Here is a 22279-nt window from a genome sequence, read left to right as displayed (position 1 = left end):
GCACCGGGGAGGGACGCGCCTCGATCGATCCCTGCTCACTGCCGCGTACGGCCGGAGCGGTGTGGAGCTGGGACCTGACCACGATGGCCGGGCTGTGGGCCTCAGGCACCCCCAACCACGGACTGACGCTCAAGCTGACGCAGGAGAGTCCGGTCACGAAGAACTTCGGTGAGGACTTCACGTTCTATCCGAAGTCCTCCACCAGCGGTACGCCGCCGAAGCTGAGCGTCGACTGGGTGCTGCCGCCCGAGATCCCCACGGTGAGCGCCGAGTCAATCGACTCGATGAGCGGCAACGACGCCATCGCGCGCAGCACCAACGTCAAGGTGTCCTACAACTCGCGCGTCCCTGAGGCGACCAACCTCGACTACACGGTGGCGGTCAACGACTCGACCATGGCCCCGCCGGCGCCACAGCTGCCCACCGGGGAAGCGGCCTACTACAAGCTCGATGAGGCCTCGGGTGCTACCGCCACGGACTCCGCCGGCACCGCACCCGCGACTCTGACCGGTTCGTACACCCGCGTTCCCGGACAGCTCGGTCAGGCCGTCAAGATGACCGGCGGCGCGTACGCGGCCACCACCAAGCCGGTGATCAACACCAACCAGAGCTTCACCGCAGCCGCCTGGGTGCGCCTGGACAGCAGCACCGCCGACCAGGCCATCTTCTCGCAGATGGGCGTCAACTGGCCCGGCTTCACCCTGGCCTACACCACCTCCGACGCTCCCGAATACGATCAGCGTTGGTTGCTGTCCATGGTCACCCAGGACATCCCCGACGCGATCCACGAGCGCGTCATCCAGTCCAAGAACCTGGCGAAGATCGGCCAGTGGACGCACGTGGCCGCCCAGTACGACGCCACCGCCCACAAGGTCCGCCTGTTCGTGGACGGCGAGCTGGCCGCCGAGGGTGATCACACTGTGGACTGGAACGCCCGCGGCAAGTTCCAGATCGGCCGCGGCCTGATCCTCGAAGGCGACGGCAAGCTCGAGGGCGCGGTGGACGACATCCACGTCTACCAGCGCGTGCTGAGCGCTGCCGACATCCGTACTATGGTCGGCGTCCCGACCACCACCACGCACAACAACATCCCCTCAGGCCAGGTGCTGGACAAGGTGTTCACCTTGGACAACCCGGCCAGCTTCAAGTTCGTGGTCAAGGCATGCCGCAGCGGCGTCGTACCGCCCTCGTGCAACGAGAGCCCGGCCTACCGGATCACCTCGGACGCGCCGATGCTGCCGAGCGACACCGAGACCGGCATGGCGGATCCCGCGCAGCCGATCCTGTCCGGCATGGTCAACCGGCCGTCCGGCGGTGCGGTCACGGCCAAGTACTACCTGTACGACAACACAGGCGCACCGGTCGGTTCAGCGCCGCTGGGTACTCGTACGGTCAACGGCGGCGAACGGGCCTCGTTCCAGGTCCCCGCGAACACTGTGCAGCCGGGGCGTACGTACAAGTGGCAGATGATCGCCTGCGCAACGGGGCCTGGCTCGTCCAACCCCGGCCCTGACCCAACACCCAACCCAACGCCGACCCCAACACCCACTCCCACGCCGACCCCAACACCCACTCCCACGCCGACCCCGACACCGAATCCGACGCCGAGTGGCCTGGTTGCCGCCTACGGCATGGACGCAGGCACCGGAACCGCCGTCGCCGATAAAACCGGCACCAACAACGGCACCTCCACCAGCACCTCCTGGGTGGCCGGCAAGTACGGCAAGGCCCTGTCCTTCAACGGCACCTCCAACTGGGTCACCGTCAACCACTCACCCTCGCTGAAGATGACCAACGCTCTGACCTTGTCGGCCTGGGTCAAGCCCAGCGCCGTCGATGGCTATCGCACCGTCATGGGCAAGGACAACGCGACGCTCGACGAGGTTGGCTACGGCCTGTTCGCCTCCAACGGGTCCACTCCCATGGGGCTACTGGCCACCGCCGACACTTTCGGTTCGGTCCCAGGAAGCGGATCGCTGCCGGTCAACACCTGGAGCCACCTCGCCGTCACCTACGACGGCACAACGGCCCGGCTGTACCTCAACGGCACACAGGTAGGCCAAAGCCTCGTCACGGGCAGTCTGCTCGACGACGGCGGTGCCTTCCACATCGGCGGTAACACCGCGTACGGCGATTACTTCAAGGGAGCGATCGACGAAGTACGCGTCTACAACCGCGCGCAAACCGCCGCTGAACTCACCACTGACATGAACACCCCGATCACCGGAACCACTGCCTCAGCAGGTGTCCGGACTACTGTGTCGGTTACTGCGGACAGCCCAGCCAGTGAGGTCTGCACCTCCAAGACCGCTCCCGTCAGCTTCACCACTCCCGGCACACCGCCTGCTGACCCGGTGGAAGACGTTCGGCATCTCACGCTGGGCAAGGACAGCTTCGTCATCAAGACCGCCAAGACAGATCCGACCGCGTGCGGCGGCGCGGCCTGCACCGTCGCCGACAACACCATCATGCGGATTGGAGGCACCGGCGTCGACAAAACCGTGGCCGTCATCGGCTTCAAGCTCGACGAATTGCCTGATGGTGCCGGAGTATCGGAAGGCATCCTCAAGCTCGGTACTCCTGTCTGCCCAGGAGGCACCTGTCCGACAGACGCGGTCATCACCGCCACGCGGCTTAGGAGCACCGTCACTGCGGAAAGCAAGGGGCCCGATCTGGCAAGTGACGCAGATAGCAGCAAACCACCGTATTCCCTGCCGCTGAACGCTTTACAGGCGGATGTTGCCGGAAGCGAATATCAGTGGCTGCTGCTCACGTCCAACAAGGATGAGATCATCGTCTTCGGTGATGCATCAGCTGTCGAGCAGCCGTCGCTAGCGCTTACCTACCTTCCTGCGGGGCCACCCAGCAAGGTGCTCAACCTCACCGCTCAGGCAGGAGACAGCGGCGCCATAGCCAGTTGGGGACTGCCGGAATCCAACGGCAGCGTCGCATTGCTGGACGGCTATGACGTCGAAGTCACCAACAGCAGCGGCAGCGTCGTCAAGACCATGGGCGTGAAGGATCCCTACGCGGCGATATCAGGGCTCGCCAACGGCATTGCCCACACCGTGAAGGTGCGAGCCAAGACGGTCTTCGGCACCAGTGAGTGGGAGGCAGTATCCGTCACCCCCAAGGCTGTGCCCCCGCCTCCAGATCCCGCTCAGCCATGTATTCCATTCCTGGACGAACAGCAGAGACAGGTAAAGGCGGTTGCCGCCTCTGAGTCGGACACGCAGACATACATCGACCGAGTTAAGGCGTACTATCAGGCGCAGGACGCCGTCCTGGAAGGCCGCGCCGGAACGATCTGGGACGCACCAGGGGTTCAACCACAAGACCCGAACACAGCCAAATTGTCGCTGCTGAACGGCGAGCTAGTACAGGAGCGTCGTAGCCTGGAGCGTCTCGCAGCTCAGCACACCGCCTCGACGGTAGCCCTAACCAACCCAATCGTAGTGGCGGCTCCAGACGGTACTGTCCGTGTCATCGCAGAGGTCCAGCGGGCTTGGGAGTTCGCCGGAAGGGCTGCAACCGCAGCACGTTCAACTGACAGTTCACCAGGTGTTGTTCCGCCTGGAGATTTCTCCATTTCGGTGCACGTATTTGACCGGTGCGGAAACATGAACGTGATCGAAGTCCCTTGGGCGAGCTACGAGGATCCCACGGACAGTACGGATTCATGCGGAGGAAAAGTCAACGGCAGCCTGCCGCCAAACGTGGCCGCTACCTCGTCGACGAGTGCATGCGAAGGCGGTGCTGCTGGAGGTAGCGGCGTCCCTGGCCAAGGGTGTAAACCTAAATGGGATACCTCGCATGAACCGACCGCTTGGCAGGTGTGTGAGAAGCCAGGCTACAAAGCGTCCCAAACATTCATTAAAGCCGAATACTCGGGAACCTCGAAGAAGCGGAAAGGATGGGGCGTTACAATTGATGCCGGATCCTCATGGTGGGTTCTCGACAGTCAACAAGACGGGTTCGGCCAGACAATCTGGGACCTTGCGCAGGTGCGTAATTTCCCGACTACCGATCCCGGTTCCTTCTACAACTACATTCGAGTTTGGTCGGCGAACGCCAAGACCAACACTCAGGAAGCGAAATATATCAAGAACAATCTCGAAATAAAATCCGTTGGGGAGGCGTGCTTCCTCAACAATAAATATAAGGCTGAGGTGGGTGGCCAGCTGCAGATCGACGGACTAAAGTCTGGATCGGTCGGAGTTAGCCTTACGATAGCTGGCAGCGCAGAAGTCGCGTGTTCCACCTATGAGCAGGCCGGACCCCCAAAGCCTTCCAATCCTGATCCGGGGGATGACTTCGAGCTCGAAGCGGTGTGGAACCAGAGACGGATAAAGGGCGAGTGCTGGCAGAATCATTTCGATTACTGCTCACTGTCGGCCTACCGACACACATCCAGCGCAGAAATTAAGTTCTGCTATCACATCTCCAAGGGCAACGCTCGCTGTATCCCTTGGACCTCGAACAAATACTATAGCTGGTGGCAAGACTACAGTGGCAGGCGCTATGGCGATAGCTAGCCGCTAACTCCAACTTCGGCCACTGCTGCCCCCTGAATCTCGATGGGAGCAGCAGTGGCCGAGCGCATAAGCGCACGTGAACGAGCAAGAATGACAGGAGTGTAAGAATGGTTATTAATGAAGCCATGCCGTCCGTCATCAGCTTTCTTGCGGCTGGAATAGATGCGCTCCTCTATGCAGTGATTGCCATACCAGCAATTGTTGCGTCAATACTCTGGCTGCGAAATTCGAGAACTCAGCTCGGTGCGCGTACTATGCGCATTAGTTTGATGTCATTAGGCTTGTTTATGATACTCCGCGCAGTCTACATCGCCATTAAATACACCGGCATTCATGAAGTCTTGGATATCGAAGTAAAGGGCGGCATGGGATTGATAATTACCAGCCTTGTGTGCGCAGTCCTTGAGCGAAATCAGATATCCAGCAGATCCACGCAGTCCGATAGCGATATTAGGGATAAATAGCCAAAGTGTGGCAGCCAAGTCATTGCGTTGGCTGAATTCGTAGAGCCATGGAGGATATCAACCGGTTCCTGCGCGGCTGGGCCGCCTACTTCCGGTTCGGTAACTCCTCCCGCCACTTCAACAAGATCAGGAGCTACGCGCGGATGCGGATGGCGCTCGTGCTTCGCAAACGCCATCGCCGTTCCCGAGGGTTCGGCTGGTCGGTTGTGGCCTTCCAGTCTCCGGATCAACTCGGCCTTGTCACGTTGTCGGGGATCGTCGTCGCACCCAGGCCCTTCCGGGACTGGCGGGGGATGTCGAATGCCAGGCGGTGAACGACGTCGGTGAGCCGTGTGCCGGAGAACGGCATGCACGGTTCGACGAGTGGGGACTGGAAACGGAGCAATGAACCTGGCCACGGTCACTGGGGTGGCGCAACCGACCGGGAAACCGGCGGAACATGAAGGCCCCAAGCCCTACCTCCAGGAGACGCAACCGCGCCAGTCCTCGACCCTACGCGCTCCCAGAAGAGCGCGGGTGAAGCAACTAATCGCCGTGCTCCCCTGAGTGCGCATCCCTTCTATGGGTCCAGCTGTGCAGCCGGCCAGTTGCTTGCTCTTAGCAACTGTCCAATCGCAGAGAAATGGTCAAACGCTGAGCAAGGTGCGGGCGCGGTCCAGGAAGCTGCGAGCTGTCGGCTCAGTCCGGTAAGGGGCCAGCAGTTCAACGAAGTCGCGGATGTGGTCGGTACTGCGCGTGGAGCTGATGTGCTCCGTCAAGCTCAGGGCCTGACCAGCGGAGTCGCAGGCCCGGTCGAGGTCTTTCTGCTGCAGTTGGGCTGTGGCCATCCGCGTGAGGTAGAGAGAGTGGTCGCGTACGTAGCCTGGGCCGTATCCGGCGGCAGCTTCGGTGAATTTCTCCTGTGCTCTGACAGGGTCGCCCAGGTCGAGCAGGCACGAGCCCGTCAGCATGTCCACTTCAGCCCGATCGACCCAGTATGCCCAAGGTGGGTCGTCGTCGCTGGTGCCTTCGTTCAGGCAGTCAACGGCCTGGTTCAGAGCGTGGTAACAGCGGCGGGCATCGCCCGTCTTGGCCAGCGCTCTGGCTTGGCGGACGTGCAGCATCGCATCGACGGTCGGGGTGCTGCGTCCACGTACTGCGGCTTGAGCCGTGCGGACCATGCTGTCGGCGTCGTGAGGGTTGCCCACGGAGTACTGCTGGATGGCGGCGAAGGCGAGGATGTTCGCGCCCAGCAGACGGTCACCGCTGGTGTGAGCGGAGCGCAGGGCGGCGTGGAAGTAGCGTTGCGCGGCGGCGTGCTGGCCGGCGTCGAAGCGCATCCAGCCGGCCATGCGTGCCAAGTCGGCTGCTTGGGTGTTGAGGCGGATGCCTTGGGCCTCGGTGTAGGAGCTCTCGCTCAGCAAGCGGGTGACCAGCGACAGGTGGGCCTCGGCTTCACCGATCAGGTCGCCGCCGCCCAGAGTGTCATCGGCGCGTTGCAGGTCGGCGATGCGTTCATCAATGCGGCTGATCATCGCGGTGCTGACGCGGCGGCCGGACCCGGTAACGGCGTGGACGATCTCGGGTTCGGTGATCAGCCAGTCGTGGAGAAGCGTGGTCAAGGTGACGCCGGACAAGATGACGAAGCCGCGACGGTCCATACGTCCGCTCCTCAGCGAATCAGCTAGGACTTCCACCGTACCCCTGGGGGTCCAGGGATAGTACAGCTCGGGAATGTCGGGCGCGGGTAGCCACAGCGGCCATGGAGCCAGCAGGTGTTCGCCTTCGGGGAGATTGAACACCTTGACGAGGAGTTCCTGTGTGACGACGTCGGGGACTTGGCCGTGCTCCCAGCGCGAGACCGTCTTCTTGCTGGTCGCCACGTTCACGTGCTCGCGACCGCCTGCAACCAGCACCTGCTCGGCGAGGTCCGTTTGTGACCAGCCGCGTAGCTGCCGAGCCTGCGTCAGGCGGTGATGTGCGATGTTCACAGCGCCTCCTGAGAGACCTGGCCGGGCCCTGGGCCCATGGTAACGCTCGGTTGATAGATGGTCAGCAGATCGTCAACATGGCGGCGACCTTCAGGGAGTAGCAGGGGACCGGAGGGGACTTGACACGGCAGTGCGTCCACGCTCAGCGGTCTTCCGCAGCAGGCTGGTCGGGAGTTTCCTATGGGACATGAACGCGCCCGATCGAATCGTGGAGGTTGCCCAATGGGCGGGCTGTTTCTGGCCGAGATCGTATTGCCGGGGGTGACGCGTTCGGTGTCGGTGGCTCGCCGGTGTGTGGGGGAGGTGCTGAGGGTCGCCGGGCATGAGGACGTGGACGATGTCCAACTGGTGGTGAGTGAGCTGCTGACGAACGCTGTGTCGCACACCGCATCCGGTGAGCCTGGCGGGTTCGTCACGGTGGAGGTTGCCTCCCTGGATGCCGCGACGGTCTACATCGAGGTGATCGACGAAGGGGCGGCGGTGACCGTTCCCGAGATGCGTAACGCCGACGTCGGAGAGTGTGGCGGGCGGGGGTTGTGGCTGGTAGAGGCGGTCGCGGTCGGTTGGGGCGTGCGCGATGGGGGTTACCGACGGCAGGTGGCGTGGGTGGAGATGTCCACCAAGAGCGGCACGTCCGCCGGTGCGGCGAGAACGTGAGGGCACGAAATGAGGTGCACCGGAGTGTCCTGGACAATTGATCAAGCTTGGTTTCCGCCTCACTGCATCAGCCCGCACCCGTCCCCCGCACAGTCGCATGCCGAGCGACTGACGTGGAGCGCGCCGCGTGACCACGGTCGAGACGTGCGTGTCGTCGCGTGGACCTGCGAGTGCGGCAGTCCCTTCTACGAACTGTGCCAGGCGGGCGGCCAGCGATTTATCAGACGCACCCGAAACGAGCCGAACATGCGGATCGTCGACGAAAGTGACCGATGGAATGCCCGGCAGGCGAACGCGCGGTGGAACGCCTTACTCCTCGGCCTTCTCCTCTGAGGAGACGAGTTCCTCTGAGGAAGCGAGGAACTGGTCTTCGACGCGTTCGACCACGCGCACGCCTGGCGACTGGGCACCCGAATCGCCGCGATCGCTCAGGAAGTCGGCCACAAGGGCAGGAAGCCGGCCACAAGGTGGGTATCGACATCCGCCGGCCCGGCCTGATCCTCTTCCGCGCCGCTCTGCCGGGGATCACCCCCGACCAGGACACCTGGATCGCCCGCAAGGCCGCCGTCGTCCTGCGCATGGAGGCCAGCAGCGCGCTCGTGGACGCCCGCCTGTCCGCCATGGGAGCGAATCCGGTCGCGGCCGGATGGCTGGGTGTCGAATACGCGGTGACCGGCGGATCGTTCCCCATTCGGGTTCGAGAAGCCGGGGTCGTCGCGACAGCCACCGCCTCCGGGCTGTCCTCGCAGGAGGACCATGACCTCATTGTCGAAGGCATTCGCGCCTACCTGGCTGAAGGAGCGGGCAAGTGAGCGACCAGGACGGAGACGGCAAGTGAGCGATCGGCAAGAGAGCGGGCAGCAAGAGAGCGGGCAGCAGAAGGTGCCGCAACGGCGGTTGCGGCCCGGGCAGCGTGCCCGGATCCGTGTCTGGGATCGCCACACCGGAGCCGTGCGTACGGTGTCCGAGTCGCGCGATCGCCTCTACGAGGCGCCGAACTGGACGCACGACGGCCGGCTGCTGGTCAACGGCGACGGGAAACTCTGGCTCCTGCCCGTCGACGGTTCCGAGCCGCCCCGGGAGATCCACACGGAGGGGCTGCCGGACGTCAACAACGATCACGTCCTCGCCCCCGACGGGGCGACCGTGTTCGCCTCGGCGAACGACTGGCACATCTGGGAGGTCCCTCTCGCCGGAGGTACGGCGCGTCGCGTCACCGCCGATGACGGCGGGATGCACTTTCTGCACGGCGTCAGCCCCGACGGGCAACGGCTGGGCTACGTTCGCCTGACCCCGGAGGGGGACAACTGGTGGGCGTCGGCGACCATCCACACCGTCGGCGTCGACGGGCGGGGAGATGTCGCCGTCACGACCGACCCGGGCCCCGCGGACGGATGCGAGTGGACGCCGGACGGCGAGTGGATCGTGTTCAACACCGAACAGTTCTCCACCACCCCCGGACACGCCCAACTCGCCCGCGTACGGCCGGACGGGACCGAGTTGGCGCAGCTGACCTTCGACGAGCGCGTGAACTGGTTCCCGCATGTCGCCCCGACCGGCGACGTCGCGGTCTACCTCAGCTACCCGCCGGGCACCACCGGGCACCCCGCCGACCTGCCGGTCGAGCTGCGGCTGGTGTCGGTCGGCGCCTGGCAGGAGCCGACCACGCTGGTCGCGCTCGACGGCGGGCAGGGCACGATCAACGTGCCCAGCTGGGCGCCGGACGGATCGGCGTTCGCGTACGTGGACTACCCCTCGGACCAGCCTGCGAGGAGACTCCCATGACCCTGGTGCGCCGCACCGCGATCAACCCACTGCCGTGGACCCTCGGCGACAGCGGCTAGCAGCGCACGCGTCGCCGGCGTTCCTGCGGCAGCACCCGTACTTCACCACGCCAGATGGAGGCGACGCCTGACCGCCGCGGGTGGTGATCATCGGGATGATCGCCACCCGCGCTTCCCCTGGACCCCTGTCAGGAGACGGTCCAGCCAGGCGACCGCTACTGGACCCGCTCGAAGGGTGCCGGTGCCTTGCCGGTCCAGCGGTGGAGCTGGGCGAGGCCGGTCTGCTTGGTCACCCCGTCTTCCACGACCGTGCCCTGCTGGGCGACGTAGTAACGGCCGTCGTCCAGCGAGGCCAGGCCGTACTGGCCGCCGAATTCCCAGCCCCAGATGCCGGTCGCCTGGTCATGGAGACCCCGCTCGACCAGAGAGAGCGTCTTGCCGCGCTCGGGCTGCGGCTGGCCTTCGATGGGCTTGATCACAGCGGGCTTGGCGCCGTCGATCATGAAGAAGGAGTAGTTCGGGAACTGCGGCTTGATGCCCTTGTACGCCGCCATGAACCAGTTGCCGGTGTGGCCGTCGTACTCCAGGTTCTGCACGCCGTAGGTGGTGTTGCCGGTGCGGACGAAGTACTTGCCGTCGGACTTGTCGGGGCCCGAGGTGTGCGGGTCGGTCTGGGTGAGCGGGCGTTCGTACTGGCGCCACTGCTTGATGTCGTACTGCAGGATGACCTGGTAGTCGTTGTCCTGGCGGTCGGCGTTGGCGTAGATGCCGTACGCGACGGTCAGCTTGTCGCCGCCGCCGCGCTTGCCGAACGCGGGGCCGAAGGCGACGCCGTCGATGCCGCTGCAGCCGTAGCGGTGGTCCGGCGTCTTGGCCGTGTCGCCGTCGAAGACGCCGTCGCCGTTCATGTCGGCGCTGTAGTCGTCCACCACGTCCTTGAGGTAGACGGCCGTGACCACATCGGAGGTCTCGGCGTTCATGTCGAGGCTGGTGATGCGGTCCACGTCGAAGATGGCGATGTAGAACGACTTGGCGGCCTTGTACTCCAGGGAGCCGTACACGCGGCCGTCACGGCTGTTGAAGTCGAGGTCGCCCAGGTGGCCGGTGAAGCCGGTGACGGAGCCGACCGGCTTGCCAGCGAGGTCGGTCTTGACCAGGAGGTTGGTGAAGGAGAAGTACATGAACCCCTTCTTCTGGTCGATCGCGATCCCCTGTACGTGGCCCGACGGCCAGGCTCCGCCGTTCACCTCCGCCGGCAGTCGCGACGGCCGGTCGGCCGCCTGGGCTGGGAGGGCGAACAGGACCGACGCTGTCAACGTCGCGAACAGTATGTGAGCGACCCGCATGTTCTTCCGCGTACCTTTCGGTGGATCAGTGCTGACCGACACCATAAAGGGACACGCAGGAACTTTACTGACTATTGTTCGACTCTCTTGTGGCCTCTTGTTGAACGCTGGAGGCCGGAGGCGCGCACTTCACCCCGCGCGATGGGAGTCGGCGGGTGATGATGTACCGGCTGACATGGTCGATGACGCACGGATTGGCCATCGCCGCGAAGAGGTTGTGGCCGGGACCGTCGAAGCCGATGGTCCGGCTGCCGGGAACCTGGTCCACGACCCGCTTCGTGGCCGCGTAGTCCTGCCAGGTGCCCGCTCCCAGGATCGGCGGCAGTTTCCTGGGCAGCGGTTTCGGCGGGTTGGCGGTCGGGGCGGGCCAGCCCGCGCAGGTGAGTTGCGCGTGCCACGCGAGCGGGAACGCGGCGCCGGTGTTGGGCGCGATCCGGCGCAACCGCTCGACCGTGTTCATCACCTGCTCCTGGCTGGTGGCCCTCGGGAAGTCGAGGCATTCCTTGACGCCGCCGCCCGGTACGCCGGGGTACGGATAGCGGCTCGAACCGGCGAACCCGGACGCGTCGCCGCCCTCGGCCGCCTTGATGGCCGCCGCGACCGCGTCCCACTGGGCGGGGCCCCTCTTGATCTTCTGGGCCAGGAGGGCCTGCAACTGCGTCCCGTCATAGCGGGCGTTCACCTGGGGAGCCGGGATCGGCTCCTTGTCCGCCTTGGCGACCAGCGCCCGCCAGCGGCGCTCCGTACCGGGCTCCGCCCAGTCGAGGAACCGCTTCATGAAGCGCTCGTTGTCACGGGCGATGGCATCGAGCTCCCGATCCCAGTCGCGGGCGGCGTGGTTGCCGGTGCCGTCGATGTACATCGTGCGTACCCTGTTCGGGAACAGCCTGGCGTACGCCTGCGCGATCGTGCCTCCGTAGGAGGTGCCGATGAAGTTCATCCGCTTCTCGCCGAGTGCCACCCGCACGGCCTCGGCGTCGCGGGCGTCGCTTGCGGAGTCCATGTGGTCGAACAACGGGGGATCGGTGTCGCGGCACTTGGCGCCCCTGGCGCGGTTCTCGGCGATGAGGCGCTCGAAACCGGCCTGGTCGGTGGGGAACGGCGGGGTACGCAGCACGCTCCAGTCACACTGCAGGACCGGGCTGCCGAGCCCGGGATAGCCGCGCGGGTCCCACGTGACGATGTCCATCGAGGCGCGGAGCTTGGCGAAGATCTCCGGGCGGGAACGCATGAGCGCGATCTGGCCGCCCTGCGGACCGCCGAAGTTGACCAGAACCGACCCCTTCTTGGCAGCGGTGCCGGTGGCGGGCAGGCGGCCCACCTTCAGGATGATCTTCCTGTCGCTCCGCGGCGACAAGGCGACGGAAAGGTCCGCGCAGACCATCTCGGAGGTCCCCTCTCCTGGACACGGTTGCCACTGGAGGGTCTGCGGCGGCGCCTGGGCCGGAAGGGATGGAGCCATGACGGCCAGCGCGAGGAGGGTTTGGATCATGTCTCCACGCTAGGGTCGCCGCCCTCGTACGGGCTGTCGGCGAAAGTTGTCGCTTGTGTAGGCGAAGGTCGTCGGAGTTGAGGGATCAGTAGAGTGGCGCGCATGTCCAGGTTCGCTGTCGTCGCCCTGGTGGTGATCGCCGACACGGTGCTGCTGTGGCTGGACGGGACGGTCGGCTGGGGGCTCGCCGGGTACGCCGTGCTGACGGCGCTCGTCATGACGCTGGGCGCCCGGCTGCCGTTCGGGGCGTTCGTGGTCGCCGTGCCGATGGCGGTGGTGTCCGGCGCGTCGCTGGTCCTTCTGGCCTGTACGAGCTACCAGGCCGGACGCCGCATGCGGTCACGCGGGGAGGAGGCCCTGACGATCGGGGCGACCGTCGCCTACGTGGGTCTGCTGCTCATGATCGCGCACCGCGCCATGATGCCACCCGAGCCGTGGCTCGTCCTGGCGCGGGCCGTGGTGCTGGTGGTCCTGCCCGTGCTGGCCGGCCGCTACCTGACCCGGCAGGACGAGCACCAGCGCCGCGAGCGGGAGCTCGTCACCGAGCAGGAGCGCCTGCGCGAGCGGTTGCGCATCGCGCGGGACATGCACGACTCCCTGGGACAGGCGCTCAGCCTGGTGTCGGTGCAGGCGGCGGCGCTGGAGGTGGCCGTGCTGCCGGCGCATCAGCGGCAGGGAGTACGCGACCTCGCGCGCGCCGCGCGGGCGGCCATGGATGAGTTGCACGTGGCGGTGGGCCGCCTGCGTGGCGACGACCCGCCCGGGCCGGAGGGAGATGATCCGCCCGGATTGGAGGGGATTGAGACGTTGGTCGCGGAGTTCAGGCGGGCCGGTGTCGCCGTGCGGCTCGAACGCTCCGGCAAGGCCGTCCCGCTGGGCGGCGCGGGCGCGGGCCACGCCGCCTACCGGGTCGTCCAGGAGGGCCTGACCAACGCCGCCAAGCACGCCCCCGGCTCGCCGGTCACCGTCTCACTCGACTGGCAGCCCGACGCCCTGCTGCTCGGCGTCGACAGCCCGGCTCGTGGCAGCGCGCCGACGATCTCCACGGGTGGCACCGGGCTCACCGGGCTGGCCGAACGCGTCAGCTCGGCGGGCGGGTTGCTGCGCGTCCACGACGAGCCGCACACGTTCCGGCTGGTCGCGATGCTCCCCGTCGCGCTGGAGGCCGTCGCGTGATCAGAGTACTGATCGCCGACGACGAGCCGCTCATCACCACGGGTATCCGGACCGTCCTGGAATCGGCCGGTGACATCGAGGTGGTGGCCGGCGCGCGGAACGGGCGCGAGGCTGTGGAACTCGCTCGCCGCCACCGCGTCGACGTGGCCCTCCTCGACATCACGATGCCGGTGTTGGACGGCCTGGCCGCCGCCGCGCAACTGGACGGACCGCGCGTGGTGATGCTCACCGCCTTCGGCGACGACGAGAACGTACGGCTGGCGCTTCAGCGGGGCGTTTCCGGATTCCTCCTGAAAAACTGCACGCCGGACGAGCTGATCCGTGCGGTGCGCGCCGTCCACGCGGGGGAGGCGTACCTGTCCCCGGCGGTGACCAGGCAGGTGATCGACATGGTCTCGCCCGGCGCGGACGAACGCAGGCGCGAAGCCGTCCGGCGGCTGGCCGTCCTCTCCGCTCGCGAGTCGGACATCCTCGCCCTGGTGGCCGAGGGGTTGTCCAATGCCGAGGTCGGCAGGCGGGTTCACATGAGCGAGGCGACGGTCAAGACTTACGTGAGCCGCATGTTCGCCAAGCTGAAGTGCGCGAACCGCGTACAGGCGGCCCTGCTGGTCCGCGACGCCATGCCGCCGTCATAGCCGAGCCTTCGCCGGCGACGTCATCGCCGCGCGGATGCCGCGCTGGAGCAGGGCGGGCAGGCAGAGTACGGTGCCCAGCGCGCCGATCCACACCGCGGCGGCGAGTCCGCCCAGAGCGGTCACCGCGGCGGCAAGCAGACTGCCCAGCGCGATGGCCCCCCACAGGAGGAATCGCTGCACCGAACCGACCCGGCCCAACAGGGATTCCGGGGTGAGGACCTGACGCATCGTGAGCGAAGTGGGGCTGAAGGCGCCCTCGCCGACGCAGTGCACGATGCTCCCCGCGACCAGCCCGATCGCGCCGGGTGTCCCGCCCAGGGAGCCGAGCGCGGGCATGGCGACGATGCCCAGCACGGACACCGACGCGGCCAGTACGAGTGTGCGCGGCGAGCCGAGACGGCGGATCAGCCGGGTCGACAGGAGGTTCCCGATCGGGTAGCCCGCCGCGGCGGCACCGATCACCACGCCGATCCAGCCGGGGGACAGGCCGAGGACGTTGCGGCAGTAGAGCACCAGGCTCGTCTCGACCATGGACAGTGCCAGGACATAGGCCGTGCCGCACGCCAGGACGGGCCGGAGGATCGGGTGCCGGAGCGCGAACCGCAGCCCCTCGGCGATGTCGCGCCGCATCCAGCCGGGCTCCCGCCCGGTGCCTGGAGTGGTGGTGGCCGATCCAGGCGCGGTCTCCGGCGCGGTGGCGCCCAGTTCGGTGGTGCCCTTCTCGCGGTGGCGGATCAGCGCCAGCGAGGTGAGTGACGCCGCGAAGCTGACCATGTTGGCGGCGATCGCCCCGACCAGGCCGAGCGCCGCGATGACCGGCCCGGCCGCCATCGGGCCCAGCGCCTTGGCCGCCGACTCCGACAGGGCCAGCCGCGTGTTGCCGCGATGCAGCGCCTCCGCCTCGCCGTACAGGCTGGGCAGGTAGGAGGTGTACGCGACCTGGAAGAACACCACCGCGCACCCGCTCACCAGGATCAGCGCGAACAGCACCGGAAACGTCAGCCCGCCCAGAACGGCCAGCACCCAGATCGCGCCGAACGCCAGCACCTGCACGCCGTCGCAGACCAGCATGACGGTACGGCGGGGCAGCCGATCGACGATGGCCCCGGCCGGCAGGCCGAGCGGGAGGAAGGGGACGAACAGCGCGAACGGCAGCAACGCGGCCTGCGCCGGGGAAGCGCCCAGGACGGTCACGGCCAGCAGCGGCAGCGCCAGCGTCATGAACTGGTCTCCGAACAGCGACAACGACTGCCCGGCCCAGAGCAGGCCGAAGTCACGGTCTGCCGTCCGGCGCGTCGCGCGCCCCAGAGGCGGTTCGTCACGCGACCGGTCAGTGGTCGCGGAGCCGGGCCGCTTCGTCATGCGGACCGCCAGAGCTCACGGACCCGCGCCCTCATGCCGACCGCCGGAACCCGCGCCCTCATGCGGCCCTGACCGCCGATCACGAAATCGACGTCGTCACCGCAGAAGAGCGGATAAGGCTCCTCGTTGCGGGTGCCCGGTTCGGTGGCCCGGCCGTTCGGGTGTTGGAACATGCCGCGAATTGTGCCGACCGCCGCCCGTCGGGTGACAGCGGCGATCGGACCTATATATGCCTTTAAAAGGGGATAAGGGGGTCAGCGGCGGTGCGAGTGCCGGTGGATCATCTTGAAGACCATGGCTCCGATGAACACGAAGAACAGCACCTTCGCGATGCCGAACCCCCCGAACACGAACCCCACCATCAGCAACACGAACAAGATCGGCAGGAACGGCCCCGGCCCATGGTGCGGCCGTCCCCAGCCATGGCGCATGTCGCGCCGCTCGTGACGCGTCGACTGCATCTGGTGCCGGTGCGCCTTCATCGCCGCCCGCCAGGCGTCCTTGTCGAACGCCTGGGGAGGCAGGCCCTGCGGGTCGCGGTAGTCGTACTGCCGCCGCTGTCCCGGGAGGTCAGCGGTGATCTGCGCGAGGTCTCGCGCGGTGCGTGCCCCGAGCGTCCGGTCGAGGCGCTGGTCCAGCTCCTCGCGGTCGAGGCGGCCCTGCGCGAAGTGCTCGCGCAGGTCGGCCATCGTCTGTTCGCGCTCGGCGTCGCCGATGCGGAGATCGTTGGGGTCCATGGCTGGTTCCTCGCTCTCCCCGTACCGGCCTTCCAGGGTGGCGCCGGTCATGCGTTACTCCTCACCCGGGTCGCCGTCGGCCAGAATCTGGTAGAGCTTGCGCCGGGTCTCTACAAGAGTCTTACGCGCTTCGCGGATTTGTGCGTCACTCCCGGTCTGCAAAACCTGCATCATCGCGAATGCCGACTGGCGCGCGATGTCCCACAGGTCCGCGGTGTTGTCGTCGATGTCGGGGCGCATCTCGTCCCACGGGGCGCGGATCTCGTCGGCGTGCGCCTCGATGTAGGCGAGCCCGGTCTCGGTGAGGCGGAAGGTCTTGCGGCCCTCGTTCTCCTCAGCGACGACCAGCCCCTCGTCGGTGAGCTGCTGAAGTGCCGGGTAGACGGCGCCGGGGCTGGGCTTCCAGCCGCCTTCGCTGCGCTCGGCGATCTCCTGGATGATCTGGTAGCCGTTGCGCGGCTCCTCGGACAGGAGCGCCAGGATCGCGGCGCGTACGTCGCCCCGCTTGGCCTTCCGGCCACCCCGGCCGCCCCAGCCGCCCCGGTGTCCGAACGGGCCCGGTCCGCCGGGACCCCATCCCCAGGGGCCGCGCCCGAACTCGGGCGGGAATCCGCGCCGGCCGCGTTGCCGCTCCTCGTGCGGACCGCCGCCGCGGTGGTGGTGATGGTGGTGCCCGCCCTGTTCCCACGCCTCGGCCACGGCCTTGAGCGCTTCACGGGCGGCACGCTTGAACTCGCGGGGCTCGGGCCACGGCCGTCCTGCTGCTTGTGCGGAAGTCATGTCAAACTCTCCTTCTTGTGAACGCTTGTGAATGTTCTCGATGCTTCAAAGATATATCGCCAATATGTCGTTCGCAAGCGGATGGGCAGAGTGAGACAGATCACGAAAAAGTTGCGGATTACGGGAACAGGAGACGGGAGGGCGTCGTTGTTCAGAGCAGACGAGGTCGTTCCGCGTCGGCAGGGCTGGGGGGTGCTGTCGCCGCGGAGACGACCTCGTCTGCGTTTCCGGACAGTTCCCGGGATTGGCCCGGATGGGCCCCGATGGCCGGCGATGGTCTGCGGCCGGCAAAGTCCGTAGCGCCGAGGTGAGGGTGATGGCGCCCCAGGCGGGTCTCCGCGCGTAAAGAACGGCTTTGCCGTACAGTTTCGATCATGATGGGGCATTCGCATGCGATGACCGGGGCCATCGCTTGGCTAGGACTCGCACCCGGGCTCGCCGCGCTCCCGATGCTGACCGAGTCCTCCAGGTTCATCGAGACCGGGATCATGGCGAACGCCCTCACCCCGGCCGAGTTCATCGCCGGCGCCATCATCTGCGCCGGGGCGGCCATGCTGCCCGACCTCGACCATCCGAGCGCGACGATCGCGCAGACGTTCGGGCCGGTCACCTGGGTGCTGAGTAAGGCCGTCAACTGGCTGAGCGGCGGACATCGGGGGGCGACGCATTCGCTGGTGTTCGCGGTGGTGCTCGGGTTCGCGGCGCACTGGCTGGCCAACACCTATCCGATCGGCCGCGACATCATGGTCGTGCTGCTCATCGGGCTGGCGCTGCGCGCGATCGGCATCGGCATCCCGGGCAACAAGCTCGGCTCGGCGATGATCAACGTCGGCCTGACCGCCGGGCTCTACGCCGTCTTCCTGTCGCAGGGGGTCGGCTACGCGTGGCTGGGCATGGCCGTGGCCATCGGCTGCCTGGTGCACGTCGTCGGCGACTGCATGACCGAGCGGGGCTGTCCGGTGCTGTGGCCGGTGTCGGTCCGGTTCGTGCTGCCGTGGAAGATCGGGATCAAGACCGGGAAGACGTTCGAGCAGAAGATCCTGGCTCCCGTGCTGTCCATCGCCATCATCGGCCTGCTGTTCTGGCGGCTGGCGCCGGTTTAACTTGATGTCGAGATACTTTTAGAGATATCTTGACATCAAGACATCCGCCGCGCGGCCCTGCGGGTTAGGTTCACCTAACGTTCTTACTGCTCCCGGGGTGCGGCAGGATTCAACTGAGCAAATGTCTATGGAGGAGGCGAATCATCGTGTCCGCGAACAGCTTCGGCAGCCGTGACACGCTACGCGTAGGCGACGCGTCTTACGAGATTTTCCGGCTGGACGCCGTCGAAGGCGCAGCCCGCCTCCCGTTCAGCCTGAAGATCCTGCTGGAGAACCTCCTCCGCACCGAGGACGGCGCGAACATCACCGCCGACCACATCCGCGCGCTGGGCGGCTGGGATCCCAAGGCGGCGCCGAGCGTGGAGATCCAGTTCACCCCGGCCCGCGTCATCATGCAGGACTTCACCGGCGTGCCGTGCGTGGTCGACCTGGCCACCATGCGTGAGGCCGTACGCGACCTGGGCGGCGACCCGGCCCGGATCAACCCGCTGGCCCCCGCCGAGATGGTCATCGACCACTCGGTCATCGTCGACTACTTCGGTCACCCCGACGCCTTCCAGCGCAACGTCGAGCGCGAATACGAGCGCAACCACGAGCGCTACCAGTTCCTGCGCTGGGGCCAGACCGCGTTCGACGAGTTCAAGGTCGTCCCGCCCGGCACCGGCATCGTCCACCAGGTCAACATCGAGCACCTGGCTCGCGTGGTCATGATCCGAGACGGCAAGGCCTACCCCGACACCTGCGTCGGCACCGACTCGCACACCACGATGGAGAACGGCATCGGCGTCCTCGGCTGGGGCGTCGGCGGCATCGAGGCCGAGGCCGCGATGCTCGGCCAGCCGATCTCCATGCTGATCCCGCGCGTGGTCGGCTTCAAGCTCAACGGCAAGCTGCCCGCCGGCGCCACGGCCACCGACCTGGTGCTGACGGTGACCGAGATCCTGCGCAAGCACGGTGTGGTCGGCAAGTTCGTCGAGTTCTACGGCGACGGCGTCTCGTCCGTGCCGCTGGCCGACCGGGCCACGATCGGCAACATGAGCCCCGAGTTCGGCTCCACCTGCGCGATCTTCCCGATCGACGGCCAGACGGTCGACTACCTGCGCCTGACCGGCCGTTCCGAGGAGCAGATCGCGCTCGTCGAGGCCTACGCGAAGACCCAGGGCCTCTGGCTCGACCCGTCGGCGCCCGAGCCGGTCTTCTCCGAGTACATCGAGCTCGACCTCGGCACCGTCGTCCCGTCCATCGCCGGCCCGAAGCGCCCGCAGGACCGCATCGCCCTGTCGGCCGCCAAGGACACCTGGCGCCGCGACGTACGCAACTACGTCACCGACTTCGACGGCGACGGCGTCGACGAGGCCGTGGAAGAGAGCTTCCCCGCCTCCGACGCGCCCGCCTCCAACGCCCGCGCCAACGGCAGCCGCCCGCACAAGACGGTCTCGGTGACGCTCGAGGACGGCACCTCGTTCGAGATCGACCACGGCATCGTGTCCATCGCCGCGATCACCTCGTGCACCAACACCTCCAACCCGTACGTCATGCTCGGCGCGGCCCTGCTCGCCCGCAACGCCGTGGAGAAGGGCCTGACCCGCAAGCCGTGGGTCAAGACCTCCCTGGCTCCCGGCTCGCAGGTCGTCACCGGCTACTTCGAGCGTTCGGGGCTCCAGCCGTACCTCGACAAGATCGGCTTCAACCTCGTCGGCTACGGCTGCACCACCTGCATCGGCAACTCCGGGCCGCTGCTCCCGGAGATCTCCGACGCGATCCAGGCCAACGACCTCGCCGTCACCGCCGTGCTGTCGGGCAACCGCAACTTCGAGGGCCGGATCAACCCCGACGTCAAGATGAACTACCTGGCCTCGCCGCCGCTCGTGGTGGCGTACGCGCTGGCCGGGACCATGGACCTCGACCTCGACACCGAGCCGCTGGGCATCGGCGCCGACGGCACGGCGGTCTTCCTGCGCGACATCTGGCCGTCGCCCGAGGAGATCACGGCCGTGGTCAACTCCTCGATCGGGCGCGACATGTTCGAGCGGGACTACGCCGACGTGTTCAAGGGCGACGAGCACTGGACGTCGCTGCCGATCCCCACGGGCAACACCTTCGAGTGGGACCCTTCCTCCACGTACGTGCGCAAGGCTCCTTACTTCGAGGGCATGCCCTCGACTCCTGACCCCGTTACCGACATTTCCGGCGCCCGCGTGCTGGTGAAGGTCGGCGACTCGGTCACCACCGACCACATCTCGCCCGCCGGCTCCATCAAGGTCGGCACGCCCGCCGCCCAATACCTGCAGTCGCACGAGGTCGCGGTCAAGGACTTCAACTCCTACGGCTCACGGCGCGGCAACCACGAGGTCATGATCCGGGGCACGTTCGCCAACATCCGCCTGCGCAACCAGATCGCGCCCGGCACCGAGGGCGGCTACACCCGCGACTTCACCCAGGACGAGGGGCCGGTGTCGTTCATCTACGACGCCTCGGTCAACTACGCCTCGGCCGGGACGCCGCTGGTGGTGCTCGCGGGCAAGGAGTACGGCTCGGGCTCGTCGCGCGACTGGGCGGCCAAGGGCACGGCGCTCCTGGGCGTCCGCGCCGTCATCGCGGAGTCGTACGAGCGCATCCACCGCTCCAACCTGATCGGGATGGGCGTGCTGCCGCTGCAGTACCCGGAGGGCGTCTCGGCCGACTCGCTGGGGCTGACCGGCGAGGAGACGTTCGACATCACCGGGGTGGAGGAGCTCAACAAGGGCGGCATCCCGGCGACCGTGCACGTCAAGGCGGGCGAGGTGGAGTTCGACGCGGTGGTCCGCATCGACACGCCCGGCGAGGCCGACTACTACCGGCACGGGGGCATCATGCAGTACGTCCTGCGCTCCCTCCTCGCCAAGTCCTCCTAAGTCCTCCCGCGCCGCCGCCTCGGCCACCAGCTGAGCGGAGGCCACCGGGATCCCGCGCCGCACTTCCCGCGGCCGGGCGGGCGCGACCTCACGCGCCCACATCGGGGGTGAACCACCCGACCACGAAGCGCCGCCCGGCACCACACCGCCGGGCGGCGCTTTGCTGCCTTCTCGCAGACATCTGCTCTCGCGCCGGCCGCCGTCCGTGGCCGGGCCCCGTTCGGGGGCGCGCTCCTCCGTACCTGCTTTACGGCCGCTCTTTACGGGCGCTCTTTACAGGCACTTCCCTTTTACGGCAGGCACGGTGGGCCCCACCCGCTGTCCGTGGCCGGGCCCCGTCCAGGGGCACGCTCCTGCGGTTCATGGGGCTGGGCGCCGTGACGTGCGTGTTCTTGGCCGCCTGCTTCGGCTCACGTCACCCGGTGGATCAGCGGGATATGCGGCGGTAGGCGCGGACGGCCAACGGTATGAAGACGACGATGAGCGCCCCGGACCACAGCAGGCTCGCCGCGATCGGGTGCTGGAGCGGCCAGGCGGTGGAGTGCGACGTCGGGTTGCCGAAGAGCAGGCGGGCGGCGGCGACCACGGCGCTCATCGGGTTCCAGTCGGCGATCGGCTTGATCCAGGCGGGAAGCCCCTCCGTCGGGACGAACGTGTTGGCCAGGAACGTCATCGGGAACAGCCATCCGAACGTCGCCGCGTCGGCCTGGGCGCCACTCTTGACGAACAGCCCGATGTAGGTCCCCACCCAGATCATCGCGAAGCCGAACAGGGCCAGCAGGCCGAACGCCGCCGCCGTCTGCCCGAAGGTGCCGTGCGCCCGCCACCCCGCCAGCAGCATCGCCGCCACCACCATCGAGGCCAGCGACAGCAGGTGCATGGACAGGTCGGCGACGCTGCGGCCGATGAGCACGGCGCCGCGGGCGATCGGCTGGGCGCGGAACCGGTCGATGATGCCGCGCTCCATGTCCTCGCCGACCGCCGTGGCCGCGGCGGCCGCGGTCATCGCCATGACCTGCATGAAGATGCCAGGCATCAGGTAACTGCGGTAATCGCCCCCACCGGGGAGGGTGATCGCGCTGCCGAAGACATAGCCAAACAGGATGGTCATGACAACGGGGAACACCAGGTATCCCGCTATTTCCCCTGGCTGCGCCATCAGCCTGAAGTAGGTGCGGCGCGCGATGGTCAGGGAGTCGGAGATCGTCCAGCGGAGGCGCTCGCCGAGCGTCGTCGGTGGAGCGGGTACGTGGACAAGGGTCATGTGGAGTCACCTCGTGAGAATCGGCCGGAACATGCCGGAAGGGCGGGTCGGGCGGCGGTCAGGGTGGTGGTCGGGCGGCC

The 22279-nt window shown here is 67.0% G+C and carries 19 protein-coding genes; 10 read left to right on the top strand and 9 right to left on the bottom strand.

Features of this window, described 5'->3' with window-relative positions; genetic code table 11:
- Positions 1 to 59: 59 nt before the first annotated feature.
- The 3 genes from AB0J16_RS38400 to AB0J16_RS38390 all read left to right on the top strand — a co-directional run bounded on the left by AB0J16_RS38400 (position 60) and on the right by AB0J16_RS38390 (position 5313).
- Positions 60 to 4535, top strand: a complete 4476-nt coding sequence (locus tag AB0J16_RS38400) for a LamG-like jellyroll fold domain-containing protein (protein ID WP_358549162.1) — start codon at positions 60 to 62, stop codon at positions 4533 to 4535.
- Positions 4536 to 4642: 107 nt separating this feature from the next.
- Positions 4643 to 4999 carry a hypothetical protein gene (locus tag AB0J16_RS38395; RefSeq protein ID WP_358549160.1) on the top strand — a complete coding sequence of 119 codons (357 nt, stop codon included), beginning with the start codon at positions 4643 to 4645 and terminating at the stop codon, positions 4997 to 4999.
- 47 nt (positions 5000 to 5046) lie between these two features.
- Positions 5047 to 5313 carry a group II intron maturase-specific domain-containing protein gene (locus AB0J16_RS38390; protein ID WP_358549157.1) on the top strand — a complete coding sequence of 89 codons (267 nt, stop codon included), beginning with the start codon at positions 5047 to 5049 and terminating at the stop codon, positions 5311 to 5313.
- Between the two features lie 312 nt (positions 5314 to 5625).
- Here AB0J16_RS38390 and AB0J16_RS38385 read toward each other — a convergent pair whose 3' ends face one another.
- Entirely contained in the window at positions 5626 to 6969 is a 1344-nt protein-coding gene (locus tag AB0J16_RS38385) for a helix-turn-helix transcriptional regulator (protein WP_358549154.1), read from the bottom strand.
- Between the two features lie 222 nt (positions 6970 to 7191).
- Here AB0J16_RS38385 and AB0J16_RS38380 point away from each other — a divergent pair, with 222 nt between their 5' ends.
- On the top strand, positions 7192 to 7626 hold the full coding sequence (locus AB0J16_RS38380; protein WP_358549152.1) for an ATP-binding protein: 435 nt from the start codon (positions 7192 to 7194) through the stop codon (positions 7624 to 7626).
- A gap of 309 nt (positions 7627 to 7935) precedes the next feature.
- On the opposite strand, the gene AB0J16_RS38375 is transcribed toward AB0J16_RS38380, so the two are convergent.
- Positions 7936 to 8070 (bottom strand): hypothetical protein, encoded by a 135-nt coding sequence (locus tag AB0J16_RS38375; RefSeq protein ID WP_358549314.1) that lies wholly within the window; start codon positions 8068 to 8070, stop codon positions 7936 to 7938.
- Here AB0J16_RS38375 and AB0J16_RS38370 point away from each other — a divergent pair.
- Together AB0J16_RS38370 and AB0J16_RS38365 are read left to right on the top strand one after the other, a co-directional pair.
- Positions 8022 to 8438 carry a heme-binding protein gene (locus tag AB0J16_RS38370; RefSeq protein ID WP_358549307.1) on the top strand — a complete coding sequence of 139 codons (417 nt, stop codon included), beginning with the start codon at positions 8022 to 8024 and terminating at the stop codon, positions 8436 to 8438. The two genes, AB0J16_RS38375 and AB0J16_RS38370, sit on opposite strands and share 49 nt — an antisense overlap.
- Positions 8439 to 8460: 22 nt before the next feature.
- Positions 8461 to 9411 carry a hypothetical protein gene (locus tag AB0J16_RS38365; protein ID WP_358549149.1) on the top strand — a complete coding sequence of 317 codons (951 nt, stop codon included), beginning with the start codon at positions 8461 to 8463 and terminating at the stop codon, positions 9409 to 9411.
- A 214-nt stretch (positions 9412 to 9625) separates the two neighbouring features.
- Here AB0J16_RS38365 and AB0J16_RS38360 read toward each other — a convergent pair whose 3' ends face one another.
- Both AB0J16_RS38360 and AB0J16_RS38355 read right to left on the bottom strand, forming a co-directional pair.
- Positions 9626 to 10726: a hypothetical protein gene (locus AB0J16_RS38360; RefSeq protein WP_358549146.1), complete on the bottom strand. Its 1101-nt coding sequence runs from the start codon at positions 10724 to 10726 to the stop codon at positions 9626 to 9628.
- A gap of 94 nt (positions 10727 to 10820) precedes the next feature.
- The gene (locus AB0J16_RS38355; protein ID WP_358549143.1) at positions 10821 to 12248 is read right to left on the bottom strand and encodes an alpha/beta fold hydrolase; all 1428 of its coding nucleotides are present in this window, start codon (positions 12246 to 12248) and stop codon (positions 10821 to 10823) included.
- Positions 12249 to 12350: 102 nt separating this feature from the next.
- Here AB0J16_RS38355 and AB0J16_RS38350 point away from each other — a divergent pair, with 102 nt between their 5' ends.
- Positions 12351 to 13424: a histidine kinase gene (locus AB0J16_RS38350; protein WP_358549140.1), complete on the top strand. Its 1074-nt coding sequence runs from the start codon at positions 12351 to 12353 to the stop codon at positions 13422 to 13424.
- Entirely contained in the window at positions 13421 to 14059 is a 639-nt protein-coding gene (locus AB0J16_RS38345) for a response regulator transcription factor (protein WP_358549137.1), read from the top strand. Before AB0J16_RS38350 ends, AB0J16_RS38345 begins: the two co-directional genes overlap by 4 nt.
- On the opposite strand, the gene AB0J16_RS38340 is transcribed toward AB0J16_RS38345, so the two are convergent.
- The 4 genes from AB0J16_RS38340 to AB0J16_RS38325 form a co-directional block, all read right to left on the bottom strand.
- A complete protein-coding gene (locus AB0J16_RS38340; RefSeq protein ID WP_358549134.1) occupies positions 14054 to 15421 on the bottom strand; it encodes an MFS transporter in 1368 nt (455 codons plus the stop codon). The genes AB0J16_RS38345 and AB0J16_RS38340 overlap by 6 nt on opposite strands.
- Positions 15418 to 15594 carry a hypothetical protein gene (locus AB0J16_RS38335; RefSeq protein ID WP_358549131.1) on the bottom strand — a complete coding sequence of 59 codons (177 nt, stop codon included), beginning with the start codon at positions 15592 to 15594 and terminating at the stop codon, positions 15418 to 15420. Before AB0J16_RS38335 ends, AB0J16_RS38340 begins: the two co-directional genes overlap by 4 nt.
- 81 nt (positions 15595 to 15675) lie before the next feature.
- Entirely contained in the window at positions 15676 to 16209 is a 534-nt protein-coding gene (locus AB0J16_RS38330; protein WP_358549128.1) for a DUF1707 domain-containing protein, read from the bottom strand.
- Positions 16210 to 16212: 3 nt separating this feature from the next.
- A complete protein-coding gene (locus AB0J16_RS38325) occupies positions 16213 to 16938 on the bottom strand; it encodes a PadR family transcriptional regulator (RefSeq protein ID WP_357642510.1) in 726 nt (241 codons plus the stop codon).
- Between the two features lie 374 nt (positions 16939 to 17312).
- On the opposite strand from AB0J16_RS38325, the gene AB0J16_RS38320 reads away from it, so the two are divergent.
- Positions 17313 to 18041: a metal-dependent hydrolase gene (locus AB0J16_RS38320; protein ID WP_358549126.1), complete on the top strand. Its 729-nt coding sequence runs from the start codon at positions 17313 to 17315 to the stop codon at positions 18039 to 18041.
- Between the two features lie 146 nt (positions 18042 to 18187).
- Positions 18188 to 20935, top strand: coding sequence for an aconitate hydratase AcnA (acnA, locus tag AB0J16_RS38315; RefSeq protein WP_358549123.1), 2748 nt, complete (start codon positions 18188 to 18190; stop codon positions 20933 to 20935).
- Between the two features lie 427 nt (positions 20936 to 21362).
- Here the strand turns inward: acnA and AB0J16_RS38310 are convergent, their stop codons facing one another.
- Positions 21363 to 22199 carry an ABC transporter permease gene (locus tag AB0J16_RS38310; RefSeq protein ID WP_358549120.1) on the bottom strand — a complete coding sequence of 279 codons (837 nt, stop codon included), beginning with the start codon at positions 22197 to 22199 and terminating at the stop codon, positions 21363 to 21365.
- Between the last annotated feature and the right edge of the window lie 80 nt (positions 22200 to 22279).

The organism is Nonomuraea sp. NPDC049750 (genome assembly GCF_040659625.1).
Lineage (GTDB): Bacteria > Actinomycetota > Actinomycetes > Streptosporangiales > Streptosporangiaceae > Nonomuraea.
The sequence above is the reverse complement of the archived record's forward strand: the minus strand, read 5'-3'. Positions and strand labels throughout refer to the sequence as shown.